Source organism: Streptomyces sp. NPDC030143 (assembly GCF_055573695.1).
In genome coordinates, this window is the sequence record NZ_JBVIAY010000007.1 from 1 (window position 1) to 26,095 (window position 26,095).

The 26,095-nt window shown below is 71.6% G+C and carries 25 protein-coding genes and 1 rRNA gene; 11 read left to right on the plus strand and 15 right to left on the minus strand.

Features of this window, described 5'->3' with window-relative positions:
- Positions 1-168 precede the first annotated feature (168 nt).
- Positions 169-285: ribosomal RNA gene (rrf, locus tag ACZ4YY_RS14250) — 5S ribosomal RNA — on the plus strand.
- Between the two features lie 48 nt (positions 286-333).
- Here the strand turns inward: rrf and ACZ4YY_RS14255 are convergent.
- Genes ACZ4YY_RS14255 through ACZ4YY_RS14270 form a run of 4 tightly spaced genes read right to left on the minus strand, consistent with a single transcriptional unit; the run spans position 334 to position 3,986 of the window.
- Positions 334-1,002 (minus strand): response regulator, encoded by a 669-nt coding sequence (locus ACZ4YY_RS14255; protein WP_468288603.1) that lies wholly within the window; start codon positions 1,000-1,002, stop codon positions 334-336.
- A complete protein-coding gene (locus ACZ4YY_RS14260; RefSeq protein WP_468289444.1) occupies positions 999-2,258 on the minus strand; it encodes a sensor histidine kinase in 1,260 nt (419 codons plus the stop codon). The genes ACZ4YY_RS14255 and ACZ4YY_RS14260 overlap by 4 nt, the downstream gene beginning before the upstream one ends.
- Before the next feature lie 38 nt (positions 2,259-2,296).
- Positions 2,297-3,013 (minus strand): ABC transporter permease, encoded by a 717-nt coding sequence (locus tag ACZ4YY_RS14265; RefSeq protein WP_468288606.1) that lies wholly within the window; start codon positions 3,011-3,013, stop codon positions 2,297-2,299.
- A gap of 49 nt (positions 3,014-3,062) precedes the next feature.
- On the minus strand, positions 3,063-3,986 hold the full coding sequence (locus ACZ4YY_RS14270; protein ID WP_468288608.1) for an ABC transporter ATP-binding protein: 924 nt from the start codon (positions 3,984-3,986) through the stop codon (positions 3,063-3,065).
- 95 nt (positions 3,987-4,081) lie between these two features.
- Between ACZ4YY_RS14270 and ACZ4YY_RS14275 the strand changes: the two genes are divergently transcribed.
- Positions 4,082-4,633: a GNAT family N-acetyltransferase gene (locus tag ACZ4YY_RS14275; protein WP_468288611.1), complete on the plus strand. Its 552-nt coding sequence runs from the start codon at positions 4,082-4,084 to the stop codon at positions 4,631-4,633.
- An 88-nt stretch (positions 4,634-4,721) separates the two neighbouring features.
- Here ACZ4YY_RS14275 and ACZ4YY_RS14280 read toward each other — a convergent pair whose 3' ends face one another.
- From ACZ4YY_RS14280 to ACZ4YY_RS14310, 7 genes are all read right to left on the minus strand, one after another.
- Positions 4,722-6,245 (minus strand): type IV secretory system conjugative DNA transfer family protein, encoded by a 1,524-nt coding sequence (locus ACZ4YY_RS14280; RefSeq protein WP_468288614.1) that lies wholly within the window; start codon positions 6,243-6,245, stop codon positions 4,722-4,724.
- 15 nt (positions 6,246-6,260) lie between these two features.
- Positions 6,261-7,685 (minus strand): ATP-binding protein, encoded by a 1,425-nt coding sequence (locus tag ACZ4YY_RS14285; protein WP_468288617.1) that lies wholly within the window; start codon positions 7,683-7,685, stop codon positions 6,261-6,263.
- A gap of 9 nt (positions 7,686-7,694) precedes the next feature.
- The gene (locus tag ACZ4YY_RS14290) at positions 7,695-9,254 is read right to left on the minus strand and encodes an SCO6880 family protein (RefSeq protein ID WP_468288620.1); all 1,560 of its coding nucleotides are present in this window, start codon (positions 9,252-9,254) and stop codon (positions 7,695-7,697) included.
- A complete protein-coding gene (locus tag ACZ4YY_RS14295; RefSeq protein WP_468288623.1) occupies positions 9,251-10,603 on the minus strand; it encodes a hypothetical protein in 1,353 nt (450 codons plus the stop codon). The genes ACZ4YY_RS14290 and ACZ4YY_RS14295 overlap by 4 nt, the downstream gene beginning before the upstream one ends.
- On the minus strand, positions 10,593-11,414 hold the full coding sequence (locus ACZ4YY_RS14300) for a hypothetical protein (RefSeq protein ID WP_468288625.1): 822 nt from the start codon (positions 11,412-11,414) through the stop codon (positions 10,593-10,595). The genes ACZ4YY_RS14295 and ACZ4YY_RS14300 overlap by 11 nt, the downstream gene beginning before the upstream one ends.
- Before the next feature lie 177 nt (positions 11,415-11,591).
- A complete protein-coding gene (locus ACZ4YY_RS14305; RefSeq protein WP_003991275.1) occupies positions 11,592-11,900 on the minus strand; it encodes a hypothetical protein in 309 nt (102 codons plus the stop codon).
- Positions 11,901-12,310: 410 nt separating this feature from the next.
- Positions 12,311-13,678, minus strand: coding sequence for a S53 family peptidase (locus ACZ4YY_RS14310; protein ID WP_468288628.1), 1,368 nt, complete (start codon positions 13,676-13,678; stop codon positions 12,311-12,313).
- A 338-nt stretch (positions 13,679-14,016) separates the two neighbouring features.
- Between ACZ4YY_RS14310 and ACZ4YY_RS14315 the strand changes: the two genes are divergently transcribed.
- The 5 genes from ACZ4YY_RS14315 (at position 14,017) to ACZ4YY_RS14335 (ending at position 19,189) form a co-directional block, all read left to right on the plus strand.
- A complete protein-coding gene (locus ACZ4YY_RS14315) occupies positions 14,017-14,430 on the plus strand; it encodes an SgcJ/EcaC family oxidoreductase (protein ID WP_468288631.1) in 414 nt (137 codons plus the stop codon).
- A gap of 203 nt (positions 14,431-14,633) precedes the next feature.
- A complete protein-coding gene (locus ACZ4YY_RS14320; protein WP_468288634.1) occupies positions 14,634-15,443 on the plus strand; it encodes a trypsin-like serine peptidase in 810 nt (269 codons plus the stop codon).
- A 47-nt stretch (positions 15,444-15,490) separates the two neighbouring features.
- Complete coding sequence (locus ACZ4YY_RS14325) at positions 15,491-17,188, plus strand: serine/threonine-protein kinase (RefSeq protein ID WP_468288637.1); 1,698 nt, start codon at positions 15,491-15,493, stop codon at positions 17,186-17,188.
- 123 nt (positions 17,189-17,311) lie between these two features.
- The gene (locus ACZ4YY_RS14330) at positions 17,312-18,256 is read left to right on the plus strand and encodes a C40 family peptidase (RefSeq protein WP_468289446.1); all 945 of its coding nucleotides are present in this window, start codon (positions 17,312-17,314) and stop codon (positions 18,254-18,256) included.
- A gap of 219 nt (positions 18,257-18,475) precedes the next feature.
- On the plus strand, positions 18,476-19,189 hold the full coding sequence (locus ACZ4YY_RS14335) for a phosphatase PAP2 family protein (protein ID WP_468288640.1): 714 nt from the start codon (positions 18,476-18,478) through the stop codon (positions 19,187-19,189).
- A 145-nt stretch (positions 19,190-19,334) separates the two neighbouring features.
- Here ACZ4YY_RS14335 and ACZ4YY_RS14340 read toward each other — a convergent pair whose 3' ends face one another.
- Positions 19,335-20,864 carry an FAD-binding oxidoreductase gene (locus ACZ4YY_RS14340; RefSeq protein ID WP_468288643.1) on the minus strand — a complete coding sequence of 510 codons (1,530 nt, stop codon included), beginning with the start codon at positions 20,862-20,864 and terminating at the stop codon, positions 19,335-19,337.
- An 82-nt stretch (positions 20,865-20,946) separates the two neighbouring features.
- On the minus strand, positions 20,947-21,120 hold the full coding sequence (locus ACZ4YY_RS14345) for a hypothetical protein (RefSeq protein ID WP_468288646.1): 174 nt from the start codon (positions 21,118-21,120) through the stop codon (positions 20,947-20,949).
- Between the two features lie 139 nt (positions 21,121-21,259).
- Here ACZ4YY_RS14345 and ACZ4YY_RS14350 point away from each other — a divergent pair, with 139 nt between their 5' ends.
- Together ACZ4YY_RS14350 and ACZ4YY_RS14355 are read left to right on the plus strand one after the other, a co-directional pair.
- On the plus strand, positions 21,260-22,096 hold the full coding sequence (locus ACZ4YY_RS14350; protein WP_468288648.1) for an SCO4651 family lipoprotein: 837 nt from the start codon (positions 21,260-21,262) through the stop codon (positions 22,094-22,096).
- Positions 22,097-22,232: 136 nt separating this feature from the next.
- Positions 22,233-22,400, plus strand: coding sequence for a hypothetical protein (locus tag ACZ4YY_RS14355; RefSeq protein ID WP_468289488.1), 168 nt, complete (start codon positions 22,233-22,235; stop codon positions 22,398-22,400).
- A gap of 110 nt (positions 22,401-22,510) precedes the next feature.
- Here ACZ4YY_RS14355 and ACZ4YY_RS14360 read toward each other — a convergent pair whose 3' ends face one another.
- Positions 22,511-22,894: a metal-sensitive transcriptional regulator gene (locus ACZ4YY_RS14360; protein ID WP_468288650.1), complete on the minus strand. Its 384-nt coding sequence runs from the start codon at positions 22,892-22,894 to the stop codon at positions 22,511-22,513.
- Positions 22,895-23,118: 224 nt separating this feature from the next.
- Here ACZ4YY_RS14360 and ACZ4YY_RS14365 point away from each other — a divergent pair, with 224 nt between their 5' ends.
- Together ACZ4YY_RS14365 and ACZ4YY_RS14370 are read left to right on the plus strand one after the other, a co-directional pair.
- Complete coding sequence (locus tag ACZ4YY_RS14365) at positions 23,119-23,739, plus strand: DUF47 domain-containing protein (protein WP_355884573.1); 621 nt, start codon at positions 23,119-23,121, stop codon at positions 23,737-23,739.
- A gap of 7 nt (positions 23,740-23,746) precedes the next feature.
- The gene (locus ACZ4YY_RS14370) at positions 23,747-24,745 is read left to right on the plus strand and encodes an inorganic phosphate transporter (protein WP_468288652.1); all 999 of its coding nucleotides are present in this window, start codon (positions 23,747-23,749) and stop codon (positions 24,743-24,745) included.
- A 561-nt stretch (positions 24,746-25,306) separates the two neighbouring features.
- Here ACZ4YY_RS14370 and pstB read toward each other — a convergent pair.
- Positions 25,307-26,083 (minus strand): phosphate ABC transporter ATP-binding protein PstB, encoded by a 777-nt coding sequence (pstB, locus tag ACZ4YY_RS14375; RefSeq protein ID WP_468288654.1) that lies wholly within the window; start codon positions 26,081-26,083, stop codon positions 25,307-25,309.
- Positions 26,084-26,095: the final 12 nt, after the last annotated feature.

Below are 26,095 nucleotides of genomic sequence, written 5' to 3' on the forward strand. Positions count from 1 at the left end.
GTTGATAGGCCGGATCTGGAAGCACGGTAACGTGTGGAGGTGACCGGTACTAATAGGCCGAGGGCTTGTCCTCAGTTGCTCGCGTCCACTGTGTTGGTTCTGAAACCACGAACAGCCCCGCACCCCTCATCTGGGTGGTGTGGTGTGGCGTTCACAGTTTCATAGTGTTTCGGTGGTTATAGCGTGAGGGAAACGCCCGGTTACATTCCGAACCCGGAAGCTAAGCCTTACAGCGCCGATGGTACTGCAGGGGGGACCCTGTGGGAGAGTAGGACGCCGCCGAACAATTGTTGAGGAAACCCCCGTGCCATTCGGCACGGGGGTTTTCTGCGTTCAGGGCTCCACCAGGTGCGTTTCGTACGCGAGGATCACCGCCTGGATGCGGTCCCGGGAGCCGGTCTTCGCGAGGACGCGGCCCACGTGTGTTTTGACCGTGGATTCCGCGAGGTGGAGGCGCGTGGCTATCTCCGTGTTCGTCCAGCCCTTCCCGATGACCGTCAGGATTTCGCGTTCCCGGTCCGTGAGAGCGGCGAGCCGGGGGTCCGGGGCGCTCGGAGCGGGCGGCTCGGCCGTGGCCGGGAGGTGGTGGACGTAGGTGTCCAGGAGGCGGCGGGTCAGGCTGGGGGCCACCACGGCGTCTCCCGTGGCCACCGCCCGGATGCCGGCCAGGAGCTCCTCGGGCTGTGCGTCCTTGACCAGGAAGCCGGACGCGCCGGCGCGCAGGCCGGCGAAGGCGTACTCGTCGAGGTCGAAGGTAGTGAGAATGAGGATGCGGGTGCGGTCGCCTGCGGCGGTGATGCGGCGGGTCGCCTCGATCCCGTCCATGCCGGGCATCCGGACGTCCATCAGGACGACGTCCGGGCGGAGTTCGGCCGTCAGGCGGACCGCCTCGGTGCCGTTGGCCGCCTCGGCCAGGACCGCGAGGTCGTCCTGGCTCTCCAGCAGCATGCGGAAACCGAAGCGCTGGAGGGGCTGGTCGTCGGCGATGAGGACGGTGGTCACTGCGGGGGTTCCTCCGGTAGGTGCAGATGGACACGCCAGCCCCGTTCGGGGTGCGCGCGGGGGCCGGCTTCGAGTGTGCCGCCGTACAGGGCCGTGCGTTCGCGCATTCCGGGAAGACCCCGGCCGCCGTCGGTGGCGGGTGGGCCACCGCGGCCGGTGTCGGTGACCGTCACGGTGACGGCGCCCGAGTCGGCGTAGGTGAGGGTGATGTTCGAGGTGGCGTCGGGGCCGGCGTGCTTGAGGGTGTTGGTGAGGGCCTCCTGGACGACGCGGTAGACGGTGAGCTGGCGGCCGGGCGGGAGGGCCGGGGTGCCGCGGACGGTCGTGTGGACGGGGAGGCCCGCCGCCCGGACGCCGTCGAGGAGCTGGTCGAGGTCGGTGAGGGTGGGCTGCGGGGTGAGGTCGGCGTGCGGGGCGGGGGTGTTCTCCTCGCGCAGGACGTCCAGCAGGCGGCGGAGTTCGCCCAGGGCCTGGCGGCTCGTGGTGGCGATGGCGTCGAGGGCCTGGGCGGCGCGCTCGGGGGACTTGCCGGCGGCGTAGCGGCCACCGTCGGCGAGACCGGTGATGACGGAGAGGTTGTGGCCGATGATGTCGTGCATCTCGCGCGCTATGCGGGTGCGTTCGGCGGCGGCGGCGAGGCGGGCCTGCTGGTCGCGTTCTCTCTCCAGACGGCGGGCGCGGTCCTCCAGGGCCTCGGTGTGGCTGCGACGGGTGCGGACGGTGACACCGATGGCGGCGGCCACGACCAGGGACATCAGCAACGGGACGATGTCCTTGTCGGCGCCGCCGTCGGGGTGGCGCACGGCGAGGACGACGGCGGGGAGGACGACGAGCGGAGTCGACCACAGGAAGCGCAGAGGGCGGCGCAGGGCGATGTGGAAGACGACGAGCAGCAGGAGCAGCTGGGCCTGGAGGGCGGTGCCCGTCCAGGCGTTGACCAGGGCGAACGGGATCACGGCCAGGAGTACGGCCAGAGGGTGGCTGCGTCGCCACAGGAGGGGCAGCGTGAAGCCGAGGCTGAGCACCAGCACGAGCGGGAGCGGGGCGTCGGGGTTGCGGGTGACGTTGCGCCAGCCTCCGCCGTAGTCGATCAGGGCGGCCGTGGTCCAGAAGGCGGTCAGGTGGAGGTCCCACAGCAGGGGGTGGCGTCGGTCGAAGGCCTGGACGCGGCGCGATACGCGTTGGACGTACCGGGTGAGGGGTTCGGCGGTCTGTTCCTCTGGGGGCATGTACATGTCCTGCGGCACGGTGTCCATGGTGGGGGGTGCGGGGGCCGTCGTGGAGCCGGTTCCCGTCATACGTCCCGGCGCTTCAGCAGCAGGGCGGCGAGGGCGAGGGTGGCCGCCGTCCACAGGGTGAGGGCGAGCAGGGCGGCGCCGGGGGAGGGTGTGCCGGGGGCCGGGGCGGCCCGGGTGAGGGCTTCCAGGGACCTGGAGGGGGCGCGGCGGACGAGGTCGTCGACGAGAGCGTACGGGAGCGCGCCGAGGATCTCCGGGAGGATCATCACGGCTCCCACGAGGACGCCGATGGCGAGGGGGACCGAGCGGACCAGGGCTCCGATGGCGAGGGCCATGACGCCGAGGAGGGCGAGGCCGAGGGCGTTGGTGACGAGGGCGCGGGCGACGCCCGGGTCGCCGAGGGAGGTGGCCTGGTCGGTGTCGGCGAGGAAGGTCTGGGCGAGGGGGAAGGTGACGAAGTTGGTGGTCAGGACGGTGAGGAAGGCGACGCCGCCGACGACGGCCGCCTTGGACCACAGGACGGGCAGGCGGCGGGGCACGGCGGCCAGGCTGGAGCGGATCTGGCCGCTGGAGTGCTCGCCGGCGGTGGCGAGGATACCCAGGGTGCCGATGGTGAGGTGGGTGAACTGCATGCCGAGCAGGACCAGCAGGACGGGGTCGATGTCGTCGTCCCCGCCGCCGGACTCGTAGGTCGCGCCGATGGCGAGGCCGATGCCGAGGGTGAGGACGACGGTGAACGCGAGGCTGATCCATGTGGAGCGGATTGTCCACAACTTGTGCCATTCCGAGCGCAGGATGCGGACGGGGTGACCGCGAGGTCCTTCATGCGCGGGTTCCTTCCGGCTCGCGTGCGGTGAACTCGACCGCGTCGCGGGTGAGGTCCATGAAGGCCTCCTCCAGGGAAGCGCTGTTCGGGGTCAGTTCGAACAGGGGGATGCCGTGGGCGGCGGCGGTGCGGCCGATGTGTTCGGCGTCCGTGCCGTGGACGTCGAGGGTGCCGGGGGTGGGGGTGGTGATGTCGACGCCGGGCGCGGCCAGCAGGCGTACGAGGGCCGCCGCGTCGGGGGTGACGACGCGGACGGTGCCGGAGCCCGAGTCGCGGACGAAGTCGGCGACGGTGGTGTCGGCCAGCAGGCGGCCCCGGCCGATGACGACCAGGTGTTCGGCGGTCAGGGCCATCTCGCTCATGAGGTGGGAGGAGACGAAGACCGTGCGGCCGTCGGCGGCCAGGGACTTCAGGAGGGTGCGGATCCACAGGACGCCCTCGGGGTCGAGGCCGTTGACCGGTTCGTCGAGGATCAGGGTGCCGGGGTCGCCGAGGAGGGCGGCGGCGATGCCGAGGCGTTGGCCCATGCCGAGGGAGAAGCCCTTGACGCGGCGGTGGGCGGCGTCGGTGAGACCGGCCAGTTCCAGGACGTGGTGGACGCGGGCGCGGGGGATGCCGTGGGTGTGGGCGAGGGCGCGCAGGTGGTGGTACGCCGAGCGGTCGGGGTGGACCGAGCGGGCCTCCAGCAGGGCGCCGACCCGGGTGAGGGGGGCGGGGTGGCCGGCGTAGGCGGCGCCGTCGAGGGTGACGCGGCCGCCGGTGGGGGCGTCGAGGCCGAGGAGCATCCGCATGGTGGTGGACTTGCCGGCGCCGTTGGGGCCGAGGAAGCCGGTGACGGTGCCCGGGTGGACCGTGAAGGAGAGGTCCGTGACGACGCTTCTGGCGCCGTAGCGTTTGGTGAGTCGATGGGCCGTGAGCATGGTGTCGATGCTGCTCGGGGGGTGGGGTGAGGGGCGTCCGACGAGGGCTCTATATGGGGTGAGGGGGGTAGTACTCGGGTACTACGGTGGTCCGCATGAGCTATGTGATCCGGTCCGTGCGTGCCGAGGAGTGGGCGGCGGCGCGGGAGTTGCGGCTGCTGGCACTGCGGGATCCGGTCGCGCACCTGGCGTTCCTGGAGACGTACGAGGAGGCACTGGCGAAGCCGGACTCCTACTGGCGGGAGCGGACGGAGAGGGTCGCCGAAGGGGCGCCGGGGGCGTGCCAGGTGGTCGCGGAGGGGCCGGACGGGGAGTGGGTCGGGACGGTGACCGTGCTGCTGGAGGAGGCCGGAACGACGGACTGGGCGGGGTTCCCGGTCGAGCGGCGGCAGGGGCATGTCGTCGGGGTGTTCGTGCGGCCCGAGTGCCGGGGGATCGGGCTCACCGAGGTGCTGTTCGACGCCGCGCTGGAGTGGGCCTGGGGGCGCGGAGTGGAGCGGGTGCGGCTCATCGTGCACGAGGACAACGGGCGGGCGCGGACGTTCTACCGCCGGGCGGGGTTCGTGCCCAGCGGGGTCGTCGTGCCGCTGGGGGAGGATTCCGACTCGCGGGAGCTGGAGTTCGTGCTCGAGCCGGCCCGCGGGTAGGTGTCGTGGCGGCCTGCGGGTGGGCGTCGAGCCGGCCCGCGGGTGGGTCTCGTGGCGGCCTGCGGGTGGGCGCAGAGTGCAAGGACCCCTAGGACAGGCCCCGTACGGGCAGTTCCGTGTCGGGCCAGCGGGTGCGGGCCTGTTCGCGGGAGCGGAGGAGGGCCAGGGTGGGCAGGCCCCGGTCGGCCCCGGTGGCGAGGAGGTCGGGGAGCTGGGGGAGCGGGGCGACGGCGGCGATGTCGTCCAGGACCAGGGTCAGTGGTGGGTCGAGGCGACCGGAGGATGACCGTTCGGCCATGCGCCGGCCGCGCTCGACCACGCTGGAGACGAGGGCCGTGAGGAGGGGCATCGCGCCGGGGCTGGTCCTCGGGTCCTCGATGGATTCACCGACCACGTAAAGCGTTCCCCCTTCGTTCGCAAAGGAATCCAGGGCGAGGGCATCAGTTCGGTTGGGAGTGCAGGCCTCGCGAAGGTGCACCGTGGAGAGGGCGGCCAGCGCACGGGCAGTCAGTTCCAGGGCGACGTCGCGGCGTTCGGGATGGGCGGTGAGGGCGGCTTCCAGTTCGCCGGCCGATCCGGGTGCGGCCTTCCGGTTCGTGCGCAGGGTGCGGACGGCTTCCTGGATTCCGGTGCCCTGGGCCCAGCGGTGGACGTGGCGGATGGTGCGGCCGTCCACCGCGGCGGCGTGCAGGCAGCTGCGCAGCAGGGTTTCCGCGGTGTCGGCGACGGCCTGGTCGAGGCGGGCCGTGGGCCGTACGGGGGTGAGGAGGGCGGTCGCTCTCGCCGCCGCGGTGGCCTTGTCCTCGCAGCCGGTGGTGGGGGACCAGTGGAGGCGGGCCGGGGTGTCGCAGAGGTGGGCGGGGTCGTAGAGGAGGACGGGACCGAGTTTGGCCCGTGCGTCCTTGGTGTCGTGCCAGAGGGCGGGGTGGGAGGTGACGACGAGGGCGGGACCCTCGGCGTCCCGGACCGCCCGGGCCGCGGTGGTGTGGCGGGTTTCCGGCGGTGCGTAGAGCACGGTGCCGTCGGCGCGGTGGGTCTCCCAGCCGCTCGTGCGGTCGGCGGTGAACGGGGCGGCGGGGGGTGGAGCGGCGGCGGGCGGGACGGCGGTGGGGTGCTGGGGCGGCGGTGCGGGCCGGGGGACGTCGGTGGGTTCCGGTTCCGTCCGGGGCAGCGGCACCTCGTGCTGCGCGGGGGCCGGCGCCCGGTCCGTCGCGGGAGCCGGGGCGGTGCCCTCCAGCCGTCTGCGCGCACGGACCGCCCGCCACCGGGCCACCGTCCCCAGGACGAACACCGTGAGGACGAGCAGGAGCATCAGCTGGCCGATGAACAGGCCCCAGAACAGTCCGTAGCCGGGGAGGGCGTCGGGCGGGGTGGTCGGCCAGGCGCCCGGGAGGTCGTGGGGCCGGGCGACGAGGTGGCGCATGGCGAGGGGGGTGCGGGCGAAGGTCACGCCGGCGGGCCAGGCGCCGTGGGAGAGGACGGCCGCCAGGCCGGTGGCCGTCCAGACCAGCAGGGTCATGCCGAGCAGGAACGCGAGTATGCCGACCAGGAGGCCGTCGGGGACACCGCCCTGGCCTCCCGGACCGCCGGGGCGGCCGTCGCCCGGTCTCATGTGACTCCCCCGCCCCTACGCCACCGTCGACTCGGACGAACCGTCCAAGTCGGCCAGGTGCTGTTCCATGAAGGCCGCCGCCCGCTCCTCGGCCTCCCGTTCGGCTTCGCGCAGGGCGTCGTCGTGGGCGAGGTCGACCGAGGACTCGGTCATCGCGCGGTCGGTGAAGACCAAGGGGCGTTCGGTCTCGGTGACCAGGTGTTTGACGACCTGGACGTTGCCGTTGACATCCCAGACCGCGATGCCCGGGGTGAGGGTGGGGATGATCTCGACTGCCCAGCGCGGCAGGCCCAGCACGCGGCCCGTGGCCCTCGCCTCGTCCGCCTTCTGGGCGTAGATCGTGCGGGTGGAGGCCATCTTCAGGATCGCGGCAGCCTCCTTCGCCGCCGCTCCGTCCACGACGTCGCTCAGATGGTGGACGACCGCCACGAAGGACAGGCCGAGACGGCGGCCGAACTTCAGCAGGCGCTGGAACAGCTGGGCCACGAAGGGGCTGTTGATGATGTGCCAGGCCTCCTCGACCAGGAAGATGCGCTTCTTCCGGTCGGGGCGGATCCAGGTGTGCTCCAGCCACACGCCGACGATCGCCATGAGGATGGGCATGGCGATGGAGTTGCGGTCGATGTGGGAGAGGTCGAAGACGATCAGCGGGGCGTCCAGGTCGATGCCGACCGTGGTGGGGCCGTCGAACATGCCGCGCAGGTCACCGTCGACCAGGCGGTCCAGGACGAGGGCCACGTCCAGCCCCCAGGCCCGGACGTCGTCTATGGCGACGTTCATCGCCTCCGCGGACTCCGGTTCGGGGTGACGCAGTTGTTCGACGATGTCGGACAGGACCGGCTGGCGTTCGACGATCGTCTCGTTGACGTAGGCGTGGGCGACCTTGAGGGCGAAGCCGGAGCGTTCGTCCAGGCCGTGGCCCATCGCCACTTCGATGATCGTGCGGAGCAGGGCCAGCTGGCCCGTCGTGGTGATCGACGGGTCCAGGGGGTTGAGGCGGATGCCGTGGTCCAGGGCGGCCATCGGGTCCAGGCGGATGGGAGTTATGCCGAGGGCCTGGGCGATGAGGTTCCACTCGCCGACGCCGTCCTCGCCCTGGGCGTCCAGGACGACGACCTGGCGGTCGCGGAAGCGCAGCTGGCGCAGGACGTAGGTCTTCTCCAGGGCCGACTTGCCGTTGCCGGACTCGCCGAGGACCAGCCAGTGCGGGGCCGGGAGCTGCTGGCCGTACAGCTGGAACGGGTCGTAGATGTAGCCCTTGCCGGAGTAGACCTCGCGGCCGATGATCACGCCCGAGTCGCCGAGGCCGGGGGCGGCGGTCGGGAGGTAGACCGCCTGGGCCTGGCCGGTGGAGGTGCGGACGGGCAGGCGGGTGGTCTCGACCTTGCCGAAGAGGAAGGACGTGAAGGCGTCGGTGAGGACGGACATCGGGTCCCGCATGGAAAGCCCCTACCTTCGGATGCCGGTGGCGAACGGAAGTGTGTTCACGAAGGCGCGGTGGTGCTCTCGGTCGCACCACTCCAGTTTCAGGTACGACTTGCCCGCGGACGCCCTTATCGTCCGCTTGTCGCGGGCGAGGGCCTCGGGGGAGCGGGAGGAGACGGTGATGTAGCCGACCAGGTTGACGCCGGCGGCGCCGCTGGCGAGGTCCTCGCCGCGCTGGTCGAGGCGGGAGTGGGCGGCGACGTCGCGCGGGTCGACGGTGCGGTTCATCTTGGCGGCGCGGCTGGCCTCGGCCTCGTCGTTGGTCTTCTCGGTCAGCATGCGTTCGATGGCGACCTCGGTGGGTTCGAGGTCCATGGTGACGGCGACGGTGCGGATGACGTCCGGGGTGTGGACCAGGAGCGGGGCGAGGAAGTTGACGCCGACGGGAGTCATCGGCCATTCCTTCACCCAGGCGGTGGCGTGGCACCAGGGGGCGCGGGTGGAGGACTCGCGGGTCTTGGCCTGGAGGTAGGTGGGCTCCATGGCGTCCAGTTCGGCCGGCCAGGCGTTGCGCCGGGTCATCGCCTGGATGTGGTCGATGGGGTGGTCCGGGTCGTACATGGAGTGGACGAGCGAGGCGAGGCGGCCCTGGCCGAGGGGCTGGCGGACGCGGATGTCCGCCTCCTGGAGGCGGGAGCAGATGTCGGTCAGTTCGCGGGCCATGACGACGGCGAGCCCGGCGTCGCGGTCCAGTTTGCGGCCGGACTGGGGCCGGGCGGCGCGGGCCATGGCGTGGGCCTCGGCGGCCAGCTCGCGGGTGTAGTGCATGCAGGCGACGAGGTAGGCGCGGTGCTGCTCGCTGCTTGTCGACACCATCGACTGGAGCTGGTCGTAGGACGACTGGAGCCAGGGCAGGGCCTTGTCGTCGCCGCGCTGGGCGACGTCCTTGGCGTGGGCGTCGGGGTCGGCGGGCAGGGTGCGGGCGAGCATCTGCAGGCGGGTGACGAAGCCGTCGCCGTTGGCCACGTGCTTGAGGAGGGTGCCGAAGCGGTCGACGAGGGCCTCCTGGTCCTCGCTGTCGCGCAGGCCGACGCCCGGTCCCTCGATCTCGATGGCGGCGGTGACGGTCCGGCGGTCGGCGTGCAGGAGGACGGCGATCTCGTCGGGGCCGAAGGGGGCGGCGAGCCAGGTGATGCGGCCGATGCCGGGTGGCGGGCCGACCTCGACCTCCCGGCCGTCGAGGCGGGTGCCGGCCTCCATGGCGGTGGAGCGGTAGACGGTGCCCTGGCGCAGGGTGCGCTTGTAGCTGCGGTTGATCTCGAACCACTTGTAGAACGTGCGCTGCCTGTAGGGCACGTAGACCACGGCCAGCGCGAGCATCGGGAGGCCGGCCAGGAGCACGATGCGCAGGGCGAGGAGGGGGACGAGGAGCCCGCACATCATGCCGAGGAACGCGCCGACGACGATGAGCGCGATCTCGCCGGTCTCGCGGTTGCGGCCGACGATCGCGTTCGGCCGGGCGCGGCCGATCAGATATGTACGGCGGGGCGTGATCGCGTGGGACACGTGGGACTCGGTCGTCAACGCCCTTCACCTCCCGTGCGGTTGGTACTGCTGTTGCGGGTGTTGCTGGCGTGCGGGGTGTTCACCGGGCTGGCGGAGCGGGGCGCGGGTGCGGCGGAGGGGACAGTTCCGCCGCTTCCGTTCCCGGTGCGTGTGCTGTGGGCGGCGACACCGCCGGCGGCCTGGTTGGCGGGGCGGGGGCCACCGGAGGCGGCGCCGCCGTTGCTGTCGGCGCGGGTGCTGTGGGTCTTGATGCCCTGGGCGACGAGGGTCGCCGGGGAGCTGATGACGGCGGCGGCCTTGCCCTCGGCGCCCTGCATGATGCGGTTGTTGCGCGAGTGGGCGATCTCGTCGCCGAAGCCGGGGACGAAGCGGTAGATCATCGCCGACGCGAAGATGGCGAGCAGGATGATGGCGAGGCCGGAGACGACGGCGGAGAAGGCGTCGGGGCCGTCGTCGGCGGAGAGGGCCCCGGCGAGGCCGAGGACGATGACGATGACCGGTTTGACCAGGATGACGGCGATCATGATGCCGGCCCAGCGGCGGACGTGGCTCCACAGGTTCTTGTCGACGAGGCCGGCGTAGACGACCGTGCCGAGCAGGGCTCCGACGTAGAGGAGGGCGGCCCTGATGACGAGCTCCAGCCACAGGACGCCGGCGGCGAGGATGGAGACCAGGGAGACCACGATCAGCATGATCGGGCCGCCGCCGATGTCCTCGCCCTTCTTGAGGGCTTCGGAGAAGGTGCCGAAGAAGGTGTCGGTCTGGTCGCCGGTGGTTTTCGCGAGGACGTCGGTGATGCCGTCGGTGGCCGAGACGACCGTGTAGAGGATCAGCGGGGTGAAGGCGGAGGCCAGGACGGTGAGCCAGAGGAACCCGATGGCCTCGCCGACGGCGGTGGACAGGGGCACTCCGCGCACGGCCCGCTTGGCGACGGCCAGCAGCCACAGCAGCAGGGTGAGGACGGTGGAGGCGGCGAAGACGACCGCGTACTGCTGGAGGAACCTGGGATTGGTGAAGTCGACGTTCGCCGTGTCCTTCACGGCCTCGCTCAGCTTGTCGACGGTCCAGGCGGCGGCGTCGGCGCAGCCCTTGGCGAGGGAGCTGAGCGGGTCGAGGGTGTCGGAGACACGGGGGGTGGTGGTGCCGCCGGAGGTCGCGTTGCCCCGCTCGCAGTACTTCTTGGCGTCGCCCGAGATGAGGCTGCAGTCGAAGCTGCCCGAGGGGGACGGTGAGGGGGAGCCCGAGGGGCTGGGGGAGGGGGCGGGGGTCGGCGCGGCGAAGGCGCGGCCGGCCAGCAGCACGGCTGTCGTCTGGACGGCCGTGAGGACTCCGGCGAGCCGGAGCACGCGGTGCGGGTTACCGGGCATACGTGAACCCTCCGTACTCCTGGATGGCCTTGCTGATCTCGTCGGAGGAGGCGGCCCGGTCGTCGCCGGGGACCGGGGCGGGGCCGTCCTGCTGCTGGTCGGCGACGATCTTCCAGTCGCCGTTCGTCCACCGGAGGTCGAAGGTCCAGGTCTTCCACGACGAGGTGACGGGGTCGGTCGAGGTCTCGCCGGACATGCCGATCAGCCCCAGGTACCAGACGGCGACGCGGGCGGTGGTGTCGGCGTACGCGTGGAGGGAGGTGCCCACCGGGATCACGCGGGAGACGAAGGTGTCTCCCTCGGGGGCGTTGCCGTCGGCGTCGAGGCCCAGCTGGGCGAGGAACTCGGTGGAGTAGGCCTGGTCCTTGGGGGCCTGGAGGGCGGCTGCCGCCTGGGGGGTGTAGACGGTGGCGACGATGGCGTGGCGGTTGTCGCGCTGGAACATGCCGGTGGAGCCGAGCGCCACGGCGTAGTTGGCGGCGGCCGACTGGACGCCCTGCTGGGTGCGGGGGAAGCCCGCGGGGATGCCGCCGCCGCTCTTGGTCTGTACGGGTTTCGTGCCGGTGGCCGCCGTTGCCGCCGCCTCGGGCCGGTTGGCCTCGTCGGCGGTCGTGGAGGATGCGGAATCGTCTCCTCCACGGTTCGCGAAGGCGATCGCGGCGATGAGCAGGACGACGACGCCGACCACCGTGACGAGGCTGCGCGAGGAGGAACGTCCGGGGCGGCGGGCGCCGCCGTAGGGGTCGGCGCCGGGCAGGCGCAGGCGGGTGCCCGCGGGTTCGCCGTAGTCGTGTTCGTCGCCGAGGCTCATGCCGTGTACGCCCCCTCGCTGCCGTACCGGAACGCGTGGAAGTACGACGGTAGCCGTGCTGGTTCCCGCGCGGGCGCGGTGTGGTGACTCGACATCAGGGAAACGCAACCTCAGCCGGTGGGCACGACGGGTGGGTGGGGTGGAGGGGGCCGGGCGTGCCCGGACGTGACGGACGGGCTACACGGCCATGCCGTACACGATCGTGAACAGCGTGCCGAGTGAGCCGATGATGAAGACGCCCGTCAGGCCCGCGATGATGAGGCCCTTGCCCTGTTCCGCGCTGAAGGTGTCCCTCAGGGCCGTGGCGCCGATGCGCTGTTTGGCCGCACCCCAGATCGCGATGCCGAGGCAGAGGAGGATGGCGACCGCCATCACGACCTCGATCATCACCTTGGCCTCGTTGCCCAGGCTGCCGAAGGGGCCCCAGTCCGGAGCGATCCCGCCGATGATGGTGTTGATGTCTCCCTTGTCGGCCGCAAAGAGCATGTAAGTCACCGCCCCTGATGGGTTGTTCCGCAGTCGGTCCCCTGCGGTGTGCAGAGGTCAGGCCTCATTGTCGCCGACGATGGCGCTGTCGTATGTCGACTTGGCGTCATTGTCGGGCGGGATTCGTACGAATAGCTCGTATGGTCACTCTGTGTATCACGGCAGGTCACGCCGGGCAATGAGGTGGCAGCGGAACCTGTCGTGTGGTTCCGTCGTTGTCCCACTTCACGGCATGGGCGCCGTTTCTGACGGCTGGTCGGGTGAGAGCCCCTTCGATGTTCTCATGACGGCTGCGCCGACGCGTGGTCGCCGTGAGGCACGCCGAACGGGCCGCGGCTGGCGGCCGCGGCCCGTTCGTCCTCGCCGTCCGAGGCCCCCACGGCCCACGGCGGCTGCTCGGTGAGGTGGTGTCAGCCGGTGAAGGCCTGCGTGCCCTGCGGGGTGCCCCAGCCGGTGGGGCCGTCGTAGCCGGACCGGGCGGTGCAGAAGTAGCCGGTGGTGCAGGAGCCGTTGCTGCCGCTGGTCACGTCGTTGAGGGCGGAGGTGCCGGCCGCGGCGTACGGGTAACGGGCGGGGTAGTCGCTGCTGCCGGACGTCCCGGCGAGGGCGTAGACGGCGGCGATGATCGGGGCGGAGGCGCTGGTGCCGCCGTAGGTGTTCCAGCCGGTGCCGTCGGAGCCGTAGGTGTCGTAGACGGAGACGCCGGTGGCCGGGTCGGCGACGGCCGAGACGTCCGCGATCATGCGCTTGGCGCAGCCGGTGTCGGTCTGCCAGGTCGGCTTGACGTCGTAGGAGGAGCAGCCGGAGCCGGTGCCCTCGGTGCTGCTGGTGCGCCAGACGCTCTCGGTCCAGCCGCGCGTGGTGGAGGACGGGGACAGCTTCGTGCCGCCGACGGCGGTCACGTAGCGGGAGGCGGCCGGGTACTCGGCGCCGTAGCCCGCGTCGCCGGCGGAGACGGTGATGGCGACTCCGGGGTGGTTGAAGTACGAGGAGTCGTAGGAGGAGTCGGCGGAGGACTCGGCGCCGCCGTAGCTGTTGGAGACGGACTTCGCGCCGAGCTTCACGGCCTCGTTGACGGCGGTGCCCAGGTTGGCCATGGAGGCATTCTTGGCCTCGACGAGCAGGATGCGGCAGTTCGGGCAGACGGCGGAGGCCATGTCGAGGTCGAGGGAGATCTCGCCGGCCCAGCCGCTGTCGGGGGTGGGCAGGGAGGTGGCGGAGCCGGTCTGGCCGACCTTCCTGAAGCAGCCGTCGGCGGTGGTGCAGGCGGACAGGCCGTAGTGGGAGCGGTACGTCGCGAGGTCGGACTCGGCGTTGGGGTCGTCGTAGGCGTCGACGACGGCGATGGTCGCGCCGGAGCCGTTGCTCGCCGCCGCGGCGGTCAGGCCGTAGGCGTCCTGGAGGTCGGAGGGGCCGTAGCCGGTGGGGGTGGCGGAGGAGGCGTCGGGGGAGACGGTCGCGGGGGCGACACCCTCGCGGGCGGCCTGCTCCTCCTGGAAGGCGGTGGTGCCGGAGGTGACGCGCAGGGCGTGGCAGGACGCGTAGCCCGGCCTGGGGGTGCCGCCGCACTGGGCGGTGTACCGCACGTGTGCCTCGGCGACGGCGGCGGCGACGGCCCGGGCGCCGGCCGGGTGGGGCGTGGCGGTCGCGGGGGCCGCGCTCGCGTGGGCCGCGGTGCCGAGACCGGCGAGGACGAGGGCGGCGGTGGCGGCGGCCGCGGCGCCGACGCGGCGCCATCTGCCCTGGGTGCGGGGGGAGTCGGGGGTGGACGTACGCAACGGACAGCCTCCTGTGAGAGGTGGACAGAGGCCTGCGGGTGGGGGGGTTCCGCCGGTGTGATTCCCGGCGGGGGCGGCGGCCCGCGACGACCCTCGCTTGTTGGGTACGTGACAACAAGGTGGGTTCCGTGATCCTGACTCCGGCCTTACGGAAAAGGACACGGTGCTTACCGGGGGATGGCGGGGGGATGGGCGGGCGATGGGGGCGGCTTGACCGGGGACACAGCGGACGCACAGGGAGGAGAGGCGCATCGTGGGGGCGTCGGGGCCGAAGAAATGTGGCCGTGCGGCGAGGCGGGGTTGACCTCAAGCGCGCTCGAGGTACCACCATTTACCGCATGAACACAGCAGAGTTGAGCCGTGAGGCCGAGATCGAGGCGATCCGGCAGGTGGTGGCGACCGTCGAGCACAGCCAGCAGAACGAACTCGTGGAGGAGTTCACCGGCCTGTTCCGGTCCGACGCGATGTGGACGACCGCGCACGGCCGGCGGCTCTTCGGCCGCGACGCCATCACGGACTTCACCCACACCGTGCTGCCGGGCGCGATGGCCGACTCGACCGTCACCTACGAGGTGGAGCACGTGCTGTTCATCCGCCCCGACGTCGCCGCCGTGAAGGTGCGGGCGCAGTACCGGAGCCCCGACGGCCGTCCGCTCGGCAACCCCACCAGCCCGCTCTACGTGATGAGCAAGGAGGACGGCCGCTGGATGCTGACGGCGTGCCAGAACACCGAGGTGCTGCCGCAGACGTGACGGGGCGGCCGCCGCCGGAGGTGGGCCGCCGGGGGCGGCGGTGTCGGAGGTGGGCGGCGGTGGGTCGTGAGCACGGCCTCCGGGGCGCTGTTCACCCGGGGGTGGCGGGCCTGGGGTCGTGTGCCGTGTGCGGAGGGGGGAGGCGGCGGTGTCGTCTGACCGGTCTCTCACCTTCGTCGGCCACAGTGAGCCGGGTGATCCCGATGACCCCGACGATCCGGAGGGTGCGCGCTCCCCGCTTCCTCGGCTCCCGCAGGCGCGCCCTGTGGGCGGCCGTCGTGCTGCTGTCCGTCACCTCCGCGTCCCAGACGGCGGCCGACGCCGGGCCGGGACCCTTCGGGGTGACGGTCGCGGCGGCGGTGACGGCGCGGTCCGCGCGGGTGGGGGCGCTGTTCGCGGCGGGGACGGACGGGCGTCACCTGGCCGGCGAGCACGTGTGCACGGCCTCCGTCGTCCACAGCCCGCACCACGACCTGATCGTCACCGCGGCGCACTGCCTGGACGCGGCCGGGACGGACGTGGGAATGGTCTTCGCCCCCGGGTACCGCGACGGCCGGGCCCCCTACGGGCTGTGGACGGTGAAGCGGTCCTTCCTGCCCGACGGGTGGGCCAGGGATCGGGACGAGGACAGCGACGTGGCGTTCGCGGTGCTCGCGCGGGACGGGGGAGCGGGGAACGTGGAGGACGTGGAGGACGTGGTCGGGGCCGAGCGGTTCGTCACCGGCACCGCGACCGGCGCGACGGCCGTGACCGTCACCGGTTATCCCGACGCCACGGAGACCCCCGTCACCTGCACCGACAAACCCACCGCCCACAGCGGCACCCAACAGCGCGTCGCCTGCCCCGGGTTCACGAACGGGACCAGCGGCAGCCCCTGGGTGAACGGCGACGGCCAGGTCGTCGGGGTCCTCGGCGGACACGAGCAGGGCGGGGCCACGGCCGACATCTCCTACAGCGTCGTGCTGGGGAAGGAGGCGGCACGGTTGTACCGGGAGGCGGCGGCGGATCCCTGACCGGCGGTGGGGGCCGGTCGAACCCGCAGGTGTGGCATGGTCGTCCGGTGGACGCACTGAAGGCTCACGACCCCGCGCGGATCGGCGCGCACACCCTGCTCGCCCGGCTCGGCGCCGGTGGCATGGGGCAGGTCTACCTCGGTCGCTCGCCCGGCGGACGGCTGGTGGCGATCAAGGTGATCCGGGAGGAGATCACCGACCACCCGGAGGCGCTGGCGCGGTTCCGCCGCGAGGTGGAGACCGCGCGGGCGGTCCGCAGCGCGTACACGGCCAACCTGATCGACGCCTCCCTGGACACGGCCCCGTACTGGCTGGCGACGGAGTACGTGCCGGGGCCCACGTTGAGCGGGGCGGTGGGGGTGCGGGGGCCGCTGCCCGTCGAGACCTGTCGGGCGCTGCTCGCGGCCCTCGCCGAGGGCCTCGCGGCCGTGCACGCGCACGGGGTCACTCACCGGGACCTCAAACCGCAAAACGTGATCCTCTCCCCACAGGGCCCTCTGCTCATCGACTTCGGGATCGCCCGGAGCGCCGCCCAGACTGCGCTCACCGAGGCCGGATTCGCACCCGGCACCCCCGGCTTCACCGCGCCGGAGGTCCTGCTGCGCAACGACGTCGGCCCCGCCGCCGACGTGTTCGCGCTCGGTGCGACCCTCGCCCACGCCGCCACCGGCCGGCCGCCCTTCGGTCACGGCGAGCCGGCGGGGGTCGGTTACCGCGCGGTTCACGAAGCCATCGATCTGGAGGGAGTGGAACCGGGGTTGGCGGCCCTCATCGAGGCGTGCGTGGCCAAGGATCCGGCGGCCCGCCCCTCCCTCGCGGACGTGATCGCCCGCTGCGGAGTGCGGACGGCGCTCGTCGAAGACACGTTCTACGGCGGGCTCTCCGCGTTGGGTGAGGCGGTGCCCCCGACGCCCCGGGCGGTGGCCGCGCCCCCGATACCGGCACCCCCGGTCCACCTGCCCCTCGGCCCGCACGACGTGCCCACCGCGAGCGCCGCCCACCGCTACCCCTACACACCCACGCAGGTGACGTCTGCGACCGTCGTCGCCCCGCCGCGCAGGAAGACGTGGCTGATCACCGGGGCGGCCTGCCTGGCCGTGAGCGTGGGTGCGGTCGCCGCCCTCACCCTGCTTCCCGGCAACGACGACGACAAGGGGAAGGACCGGGCGGCGGGCCCCGCTACCACCTCGGCCACGCCCACCGCCACCGCCGGCGGCGACGAGTCGGAGCTGCTGCCGCCGGCCTACGTCGAACAGACGAACCCCTCCCGCGACTACTGGAAGGCTGACCCGGCGTCAGCGGACGGCGAGGGCTCGTGCAGCCTGCCGCCGGAGGAGCGCAACGAGCAGATCCAGGGGTCGGTCGCCGCGGCGGGCGCCGACGCTCCCTACACCTCCGGCAAGGGCACCATCGGTTTTCGGCTCAAGTACGCAGCCGCGGAGCCGTACTACGTCTCCGTGGCCGTCAAGCCGCCGCACGCGATCGACGCGGACACCGGCCGGCCCGTCGAGGGGATGGCGGTGGAGAACCTGGACCTCGGGTACACCAGCAAGCCGGTCCCCGCCGGCACGGAGTGGGTATACCTGACGTACCCCGACGACTTCCAGGAGATCGTCCGCGGTGAGAAGTACGGCGACGCCATCCCCGTCGAGAACGACCCCGGCGACTGGACGGTGCTCTTCCTCCATGTCGAAGGAACCGACAAGTACGCCAGTATTTACTGCCTCGGGTTCGTCGCGAAGTAGCCCGCACGACACGGACAGGCTCGAGAAAGACCCGTAAACAGGGCCACAGTGGGGGAGGGTTGAGGCGTGCGGAAAGTTTGGGTGGTCGGCGGAGCCGCGGTCGGGCTCGGGCTGAGCTTCGTGATGCTGCTCGTCATCGGGGTGTACGTCATCGCCGGAAACGTCGTCAACGGGGTGGGGGGCAGGAGCGTCGGACTGGCCAAGGGAGCCGTTCCCGCCGCCTATCAGACGCTTGTCCAGAAGTGGGGCACCCTCTGTGCCGCCATCAACCCCGCTCTACTGGCCGCCCAGCTGTACCAGGAGAGCGGCTTCGACCCGGATGTCGTCAGCCACGCCGACGCGCGCGGCATCGCCCAGTTCATCCCCAGCACCTGGGCCTCGCACGGCATCGACGGGGACGGCGACGGTGACCGCGACATCTGGGACCCGAATGACGCGATTCCATCGGCGGCGTCGTACGACTGCGAGCTCGCGAAGTACGTCAAAGACGTGCCGGGCGACACCACCAACAACATGCTCGCGGCCTACAACGCGGGTGCCTACCGCGTCATAAGGGCGGGCGGAGTCCCGGCCATCACCGAGACGCAGAACTACGTCAAGCGGATCCGGACGCTGGAGAAGAGCTTCGCCGCCCCCGTCACCCGAGTGGACCCCTCCGAGCAGGCCGCCGGGGCCATTTACTTCGCTCAGAAGAAGTTGGGGACGCCCTATCTCTGGGGTGGGAACGGTACCGCTGATCAGGGCGGACGGTTCGACTGTTCGGGGTTGACCAAGGCCGCCTACGAGAGTGTCGGGATCACCTTGCCCCGGGTGGCGAACGATCAGTACAACGCGGGCCCGCACCCCTCCCGGGACGAACTGCTGCCGGGGGATCTGGTGTTCTTCTCGCCCGACCCGACCAACTCCCGGGCCATCGACCACGTGGGGATCTACGTCGGTGGCGGGTACATGATCGACGCGCCCTACACGGGTGCCGTCATCCGGTTCGACCCGATCGACACCCGTAAGTACTTCGGCGCCACCCGGGTCACCGAAGATGGCGCGAAAGCGCTCCCCACAAGGGTCTGAACCGGACGGTAACCCGCCCCCTGAGCTGCGGTGATGTGTCTCTCTTCGATAACGTCTGCGTGATCATTCGGTGGAGAGTGGAACGTATCAACGGGGGCCGTGCGTTCCTGTTGATGTAGCCGGGCAATGCCTGTGACATCTACGCAGTCCACGGGGGTGGGCAGATGACGGCGCGCGGGACGCGCGTCGGCAGGAACACGATGAAGGGGCCGCAGCACCATGGCTGGACTCGCCGATTCCGGGTCGAACCCCGACGTCGACCTGCTCTATGACATCAACGGCCTCGCCAAGGACGCGCCGCACTGGCTGGACCGCGTCGTCGAGTTCGTCGGCGAGTACGGGCTGCTGCTCGCGATGGTGCTGCTCGTGCTGTGGTGCTGGTGGACCGTGCGCCGACGGCCGGGCAGCGCCGAGGACGCGGCGTCCTCGGTGGCCGCGCTCGTGTGGGCGCCGCTCGCCGCGGGCGTCGCCGTGCTGGTCAACGTGCCCATACGGGGGTTCGTGGAGCGGCCACGGCCCTTCCTCGACCACCAAGGGCTGGAAGTCCTGGTCTCCGGGAAGACCGACTACTCCTTCGTCAGCGACCACGCCACCATCACGATGGCGATGGGTGTCGCGCTGTTCGTCGCCAACCGCAGGTTCGGGCTCGTGGGACTGGGTCTGGGGCTGCTGGAGGGCTTCTGCCGGGTGTACATGGGCGTGCACTACCCGACGGACGTGATCGGCGGGTTCGCGCTGGGGACGGCCGTCGCGCTGCTGTTGTCGCCGCTGGCCTCGATGCTGCTGACGCCGGTGCTGAAGGCCGTGGACCGGTCGCCCCGGGTCGGATGGGTCGTGCGGAGCCGGGCGGCCCGGGAGCAGGCCGTCCCGGACACGCTGATGCCGGGCGCCCGGGTCGAGTCCAACGCTGCGGAGCGGGACCTGGCCGCTTAGAGCTCCGAACACGAGGGGGAGCCCGGCTCGTGCCGCCCGGCACCGCGCCTCGCCGCGTTCCTCATGGTGCGAGGACCCCTGGGGGTCTTTCGCCGTCGGCCCGCGACCTGGTGAACGACAGGGCCCGGGCTCCGCGCCGTGCGGCTCACAGGCCCTGGGGGTAGGCGAAGACTCCGCGCGGGTCGTACTGCTTCTTCAGCTGGGTCAGCCGGGGGAGGGCCGGGCCGTAGTAGGCCTTGCGCCAGTTGGCCAGGGTCGGGTCCGCGTAGTTCTGGTAGGCCGCGCCGGAGGCGTGGGGCCGCATGGCCGTGTGGGCCGACGCCAGCCAGGACTGGGCCGTCGCGCCGCTCGTGCCGGCGCCCCAGGAGACGAGGTACTGGGCCAGCATGCGGGAGCGGCGGTGGACGAAGGCCGTGGCCGTGGGGGAGACGCGGTTGACGGCGCCCCCGAGGGCGGTGAGGGCGATGCTGCCCGAGCCGCCGCGGACGGTCGTCAGCTGCTTCAGCAGGGTCTGGACGCCGGCGGTCGTCAGGGAGCGGTCGAAGAAGTCGGAGCGGGCCGCGTACGTCTCCCGGCGCAGCTTGCCCTGCGGGGAGCGGCCCGGGGTGGAGCCCGGCAGGTGGCACTGGGCGTCCGTGGCGAAGGAGGAGCAGCCGGCGTAGATCTCCATGGCCTGTTCGTAGGAGCGGCGGCGCAGGGAGACGCTGCTCGCGGGTGCGCCCGCACGGTCGGCCAGACGGTCCACGGCGTTCTTGAGCTGGCCGTGGGTGCCGATGCAGAACGCGGAGACGGAGATCCTCGGGGTGCCACCGGGGGAGTTGGACAGGTGGAGGGCGGACCAGATCTCGTCAGGCTGTGAGGGGCCCCACTCCTGCCAGGCCTTCACCACCGCCGCCGCCCGGGACCACGGCCACGAGAGGTAGCCGGTGACGGCCTGCGGCGCGGGGTGTGTCCTGAAGTGCAGTTCGGTGACGACGCCGAACTGGGCGTTGCCGGCGCCGCGCAGGGCCCAGAACAGGTCCTTGTTCTCGGTGGCGCTGGCGGTGAGCTGCCTGCCGTCGGCCGTGACCAGCGTCGCCCGGGTGAGGCTGTCGCAGGTCAGGCCGTAGGCGCGGGAGACGACGCCGTGGCCGCCGCCCAGCACCAGGCCGGAGACGCCGACCGTGGGGCAGGAGCCCGCCGGTATCGTGGCGCCCTTCGCGGCCAGCGCGCGGTAGACGTCGATGAGTTTGGCCCCGGCGCCGACCACGGCCGTGCCGCCGCTCGCGCGGATCCGGCTCAGCCGGGAGACGTCGAGGACGAGCCGTCCGTCGCCGGAGGACCAGCCGCCGTAGGAGTGGCCGCCGTTGCGGATGGCGACCTTGGTGCCGTGGGCGCGGGCGTAGGCCAGGGCGGTGCGGAGGTCGTCGGTGTGGGCGACGTAGGCGACCGCCGCCGGTTTCAGCGCGTCGAAGCGCGTGTTGTACAGCTGGCGGGCGGTCGGCCAGGAGGCGTCGCCGGGGCGGACGAGCGAGCCGTCCAGGTCGCGGGCCAGCGCCGCCCAGTTCGCGGCGGCCACCGCGCTCGTCGTGCGCAGCGGGGTGTGCGGGTCCCTGCCGCTGCCGATCCCGTGGACGGCGGCTGCGACCGCCGCTGTCGCGGCCGTGCCGCCCGCGATGAACGTACGTCGTTCCATGTCCGTGCCCTCGCGCTTTCCGTCGGCTCCAAGGAGCGAGACGGGAGCGGGGGGCTCGGGGTTCCAGCGGCGACCGGGCGGTTCAGCCGCGCGCGTGGCCCGCCGCGTCCGCTCTGGCGAGGCTTCTCGCCCTGCGCGCCGGGCCGCGCCAGCCGCAGGTGCAGCGGGCGAGACAGAAGGGGCCGTGTTCGACGGTGGAGGTGCGGTGGAGTTCCTCTTCGGCGGGGGACGGCACCGAGCGGTCCTGCTGGGTCACACCCACACGCTACCCACCCCCGGTAAAGGTCACGTATGGCGGCCGTAAGCCTTCGGCCGCGTGACGGGGTCACCCGGCCGTCGTTAACCGGGGCGACAGGGAGCCCGTGACGGACGTACCGGCTGGGGGTAGGCAGGAGATGGCCGAGCGGCGGCAGCAGCGGTGGGTGACGGTGGTCGTCGCGGGGCTCGTGGTCGGGGTCTGCGCCGGGGCCGCGGGGTGTTCCGACGGCGGGACGCCGGCCGACGACGCGGCGGCGGCCGACCCGGTCGAGACGCTGCGGCGGGCCGCCGACACCCTGGTCCTCGCGGGCAGTTCGAGGGCCCGGACGTCGATGGAGATGGCCGCCGGCGGCACCCGGGTGACCATCAGGGGCGAGGGCGTCTACGACTTCCGGCGGCAGCTCGGGCGACTGCGGGTGGTGCTGCCGCAGGATCCGGCGGGCCCGGGCGCGCGCCGGCCGATCACCGAACTCCTCGCGCCGGGCGCGCTGTTCATGAAGAACCGGGGCGCCGGGGTGCCCGCCGACAAGTGGGTGCGGGTGGAGACGGCGTCGCTGTCCGACGGGAACCTGGTGACCGGCGGGGCCACCGATCCGTACGCCGCCGCCGAGGTGCTGCGCGGGACGCGTTCGGCGACGTACGTCGGCAGGACACGGCTGGCCGGGGTCGACGTGCGGCACTACCGGGGGAGGGCCGATCTGGTGGTGGCCGCGCGGGAGGCGTCGCCGGGCGGGCGGAGCGCGTTGGACGCGGCGGCGAAAGGGTTCGCCACGGCCGTGGTGCCCTTCGACGTCTATCTCGACGACCAGGGGCGCATCCGCAAGGTCCGGCACCGGTTCAGCTTCGTCAACGGCCGGGGGAAGGACGTCGTGGCGGTGGCGTCGACGACGCTGCTGTACGGGTTCGGGTCCGCCGCGGACGTACGGTTGCCGGCGGCCGGGGACATCTACACCGGGCGCATTGCGGTGGAATGACCCGGTCCGCCCTGTTGTGCGGGGGCCGGATCCGGCCAGGGTGCCGGTATGAGGACTAGCCCGTCCGTGCCATGCGCGGTGTGTAGGCCGCTCCCTACTCTAGGAAGCCGGTGACGGCAGAGACGAGGTGATGCGCGTGGCTCCGGTCGGCGGTACGGCGGTGCAGGACCACGAGGCCCTCGCCGAGATCGAGTTGTGCGGGGAGCTGATCATCGCGGCCTCGGCGGCGGAGGAGCGGCTGAGTCTGGAGAGCATCGACGAGGTGCTGCGGGTGGCCGAGGAGAGGAACGCCGCCGGGGGCTGAGGGGTGGTCGGAGCGGGGCTGCCGTCACGGGCCGGGGGGTGACCGGAGCGGGGCGTCGCCGAGGGCTCAGGGGCCGGTCGGGATGCCGTCGACGGCTCCTCGCGGGCCGGTCAGGTCCGCAGCAGGCGGCCGATCGCCTTCGTCGCCTCCTCCACCTTCGCGTCGATCTCGCCGCCGCCCTTGAGGGCCGCGTCGGCGACGCAGTGGCGCAGGTGCTCCTCCAGCAGCTGCAGCGCGAAGGACTGCAGGGCCTTGGTGGAGGCGGACACCTGGGTGAGTATGTCGATGCAGTAGGTGTCCTCGTCGACCATGCGCTGGAGGCCGCGGATCTGGCCCTCGATGCGCCGCAGGCGCTTGAGGTGCTCGTCCTTCTGCTTGTGGTAGCCGTGCACCCCGCGGTCGTGGTCGGTCACGACGCGGTCGGCGGCCTCGGGGGCCGTGCGGCTCTCGGTGGCGGCGGTCTCGGCGGTGGCGCCCGCCTCGGTGGTGGTCATCGCGTCCTCCAGACATATACCCCTACTGGGTATATCGTACCGAACTTCTACGGGTAGGAGGGGTGTGGTCGCTGCTTCGGGTGGCCTGTGGACTGGACCACCCGGCGGCCCCGCTGCCGGTCGCTCTGCCCGATGGGCGACACTGGTGGACGGCCCGTTAGCAGTGGCCGGATGATGCGCCTAGCATCAGCCTGACCGAAACCGATGCATTTTGAGGACCCCACGTGCGCTTTCGTCTGACCCCGAGGGAGACGAGCTTCTACGACATGTTCGCCGCGTCCGCGGACAACATCGTCACCGGCTCGAAACTCCTCATGGAACTGCTCGGGGCGGACACCGCCGGCCGGGCCGAGATCGCAGAGCGGATGCGGGCCGCGGAGCACGCCGGTGACGACGCCACGCACGCGATTTTCCACCAGTTGAACTCCTCCTTCATCACGCCGTTCGACCGTGAGGACATCTACGCGCTGGCCTCGTCGCTCGACGACATCATGGACTTCATGGAGGAGGCCGTCGACCTGGTCGTCCTCTACAACGTGGAGGAACTGCCCAAGGGCGTCGAGCAGCAGATCGAGGTGCTGGCCCGGGCGGCGGAGCTGACCGCCGAGGCCATGCCGAACCTGCGGACCATGGAGAACCTCACCGAGTACTGGATCGAGGTCAACCGGCTGGAGAACCAGGCGGACCAGATCCACCGCAAGCTGCTCGCCCACCTCTTCAACGGCAAGTACGACGCGATCGAGGTGCTGAAGCTCAAGCAGATCGTGGATGTGCTGGAGGAGGCGGCGGACGCCTTCGAGCACGTGGCCAACACGGTGGAGACCATCGCGGTCAAGGAGTCCTGAGCCTCTCATGGACACCTTCGCTCTGGTCGTGACCATCCTGGTCGCGCTCTTCTTCACGTACACCAACGGCTTCCACGACTCGGCGAACGCGATCGCCACGTCCGTGTCGACCCGGGCGCTGACGCCTCGGGCGGCGCTGGCGATGGCCGCGGTGATGAACCTCGCCGGTGCCTTTCTCGGGTCCGGGGTCGCCAAGACCGTCAGCGAGGGGCTGATCCAGACCCCCGAGGGGTCGAAGGGGATGGGGATCCTGTTCGCCGCGCTGGTCGGGGCGATCACCTGGAACCTGGTCACCTGGTACTTCGGGCTGCCGTCGTCGTCCTCGCACGCCTTGTTCGGCGGCATGGTGGGCGCGGCGCTGGCCGGGGGCACGACGGTCTACTGGCACGGGGTGCTGGAGAAGATCGTCATCCCGATGTTCGTCTCGCCGGTGGTCGGTCTGCTGGTCGGATACCTGGTGATGACCGCGATCCTGTGGATCTTCCGGCGGGCCAACCCGCACAAGGCGAAGCGGGGGTTCCGCATCGCGCAGACGGTGTCGGCGGCGGGGATGGCGCTGGGGCACGGTCTTCAGGACGCGCAGAAGACGATGGGCATCGTGGTGATGGCGCTGGTCATCGCCGACGTCGAGGACTACGGGGATCCGATCCCGGTCTGGGTGAAGATCGTCTGCGCGGTGATGCTGTCGCTGGGGACGTACGCGGGTGGATGGCGCATCATGCGGACGCTCGGGCGGAAGATCATCGAGCTGGATCCGCCGCAGGGGTTCGCGGCGGAGACCACGGGGGCGTCGATCATGTTCACGACGGCGTTCCTGTTCAAGGCGCCGATCTCCACGACGCATGTGATCACCTCGGCGATCATGGGTGTGGGGGCGACGAAGCGGATCAACGCGGTGCGGTGGGGGGTCGCCAAGAACATCGTGCTGGGGTGGTTCATCACGATGCCCGCGGCGGCGGCGGTTGCGGCGTGTGCGTTCTGGATCGTGCGGCTGGCGTTCCTGTAGCCCGGCCCGGCAGGGGCTGCGCCCGGGCTGACTCGCCCACGGGCCCGCCCGGGCAGGAGGCTCCGCCGTCGACCCCGCGAAGGGCTCCGCCCCTCCGACCCCGCGAAGGGGCTCCGCCCCTTGGACCCCCGCGGCCTATGCCCACCCGGCCCGGTCGGCCGGCGAGTTGCCGCCGGGCCCACGGTGTGTGGGCGTTGCCGCCCCGTCTTGGGTGGCTCGGGTCGGTGGGAGGGTGCTGGCGGGGGCTTCCCTGTGGGCGTTGCCGTCCCGGCTCGGCCGGCCGCGGGGACGCCGTCGGGGTCTTCGTGTGGGTGTCGCTCGCAGCGGGCTCGGCCGGGGCGGCTGGAGGTTGCCACCGCCGGTTTCCGTGGGCGTCGCTGTCCGCGCTCTGATCGGCTGGGGAGGGCGCGCCTCGGGGGCGGTCGGGGCTGGCTGATCGCCTCCCCGTCCCGCCCCCGTCCGGCGGAGGGAATGCGGTGGGCCCGCCCCCCGGGTGTCGGGGGGCGGGCCCTTTGCGTCCTCGCGGTGGCACCGCCATGCAGCACCGCGAGGGGTTCGCGCTCAGCCGAAGCGGCCTGAGATGTAGTCCTCCGTCGCCTGGACCGACGGGTTGGAGAAGATCCGTTCCGTGTCGTCGATCTCGATGAGCTTGCCGGGCTGGCCGACGGCGGCGAGGTTGAAGAACGCCGTGCGGTCGGAGACGCGGGCGGCCTGCTGCATGTTGTGCGTCACGATGACGATCGTGAAGCGCTCCTTCAGCTCGCCGATCAGGTCCTCGATCGCGAGGGTCGAGATCGGGTCGAGGGCCGAGCAGGGCTCGTCCATCAGGAGGACGTTCGGCTCGACCGCGATCGCCCGCGCGATGCACAGCCGCTGCTGCTGGCCGCCCGAGAGGCCGGAGCCCGGCTTGTTCAGGCGGTCCTTGACCTCGTTCCACAGGTTCGCGCCCTTGAGGGACTTCTCGACGATGTCCTGGAGTTCGCTCTTCTTGTAGTTGCCGTTCAGGCGCAGGCCCGCCGCCACATTGTCGAAGATCGACATCGTCGGGAACGGGTTCGGGCGCTGGAAGACCATGCCGACCTCGCGGCGCACCGACACCGGGTCGATGCCCTGGCCGTAGAGGTCCTCGTCGTCCAGGAGGACCTTGCCCTCGACGCGGCCGCCGGGGGTCACCTCGTGCATGCGGTTCAGGGTGCGCAGGAACGTCGACTTGCCGCAGCCGGACGGGCCGATGAACGCCGTCACCGACCGCGGCTCGACCGTCATCGAGATGTCCTCGATCGCCTTGTGGGAGCCGTAGTAGGCGGTCAGTCCGCTTACGTCGATTCGCTTGGCCATGTCTCTACTTCA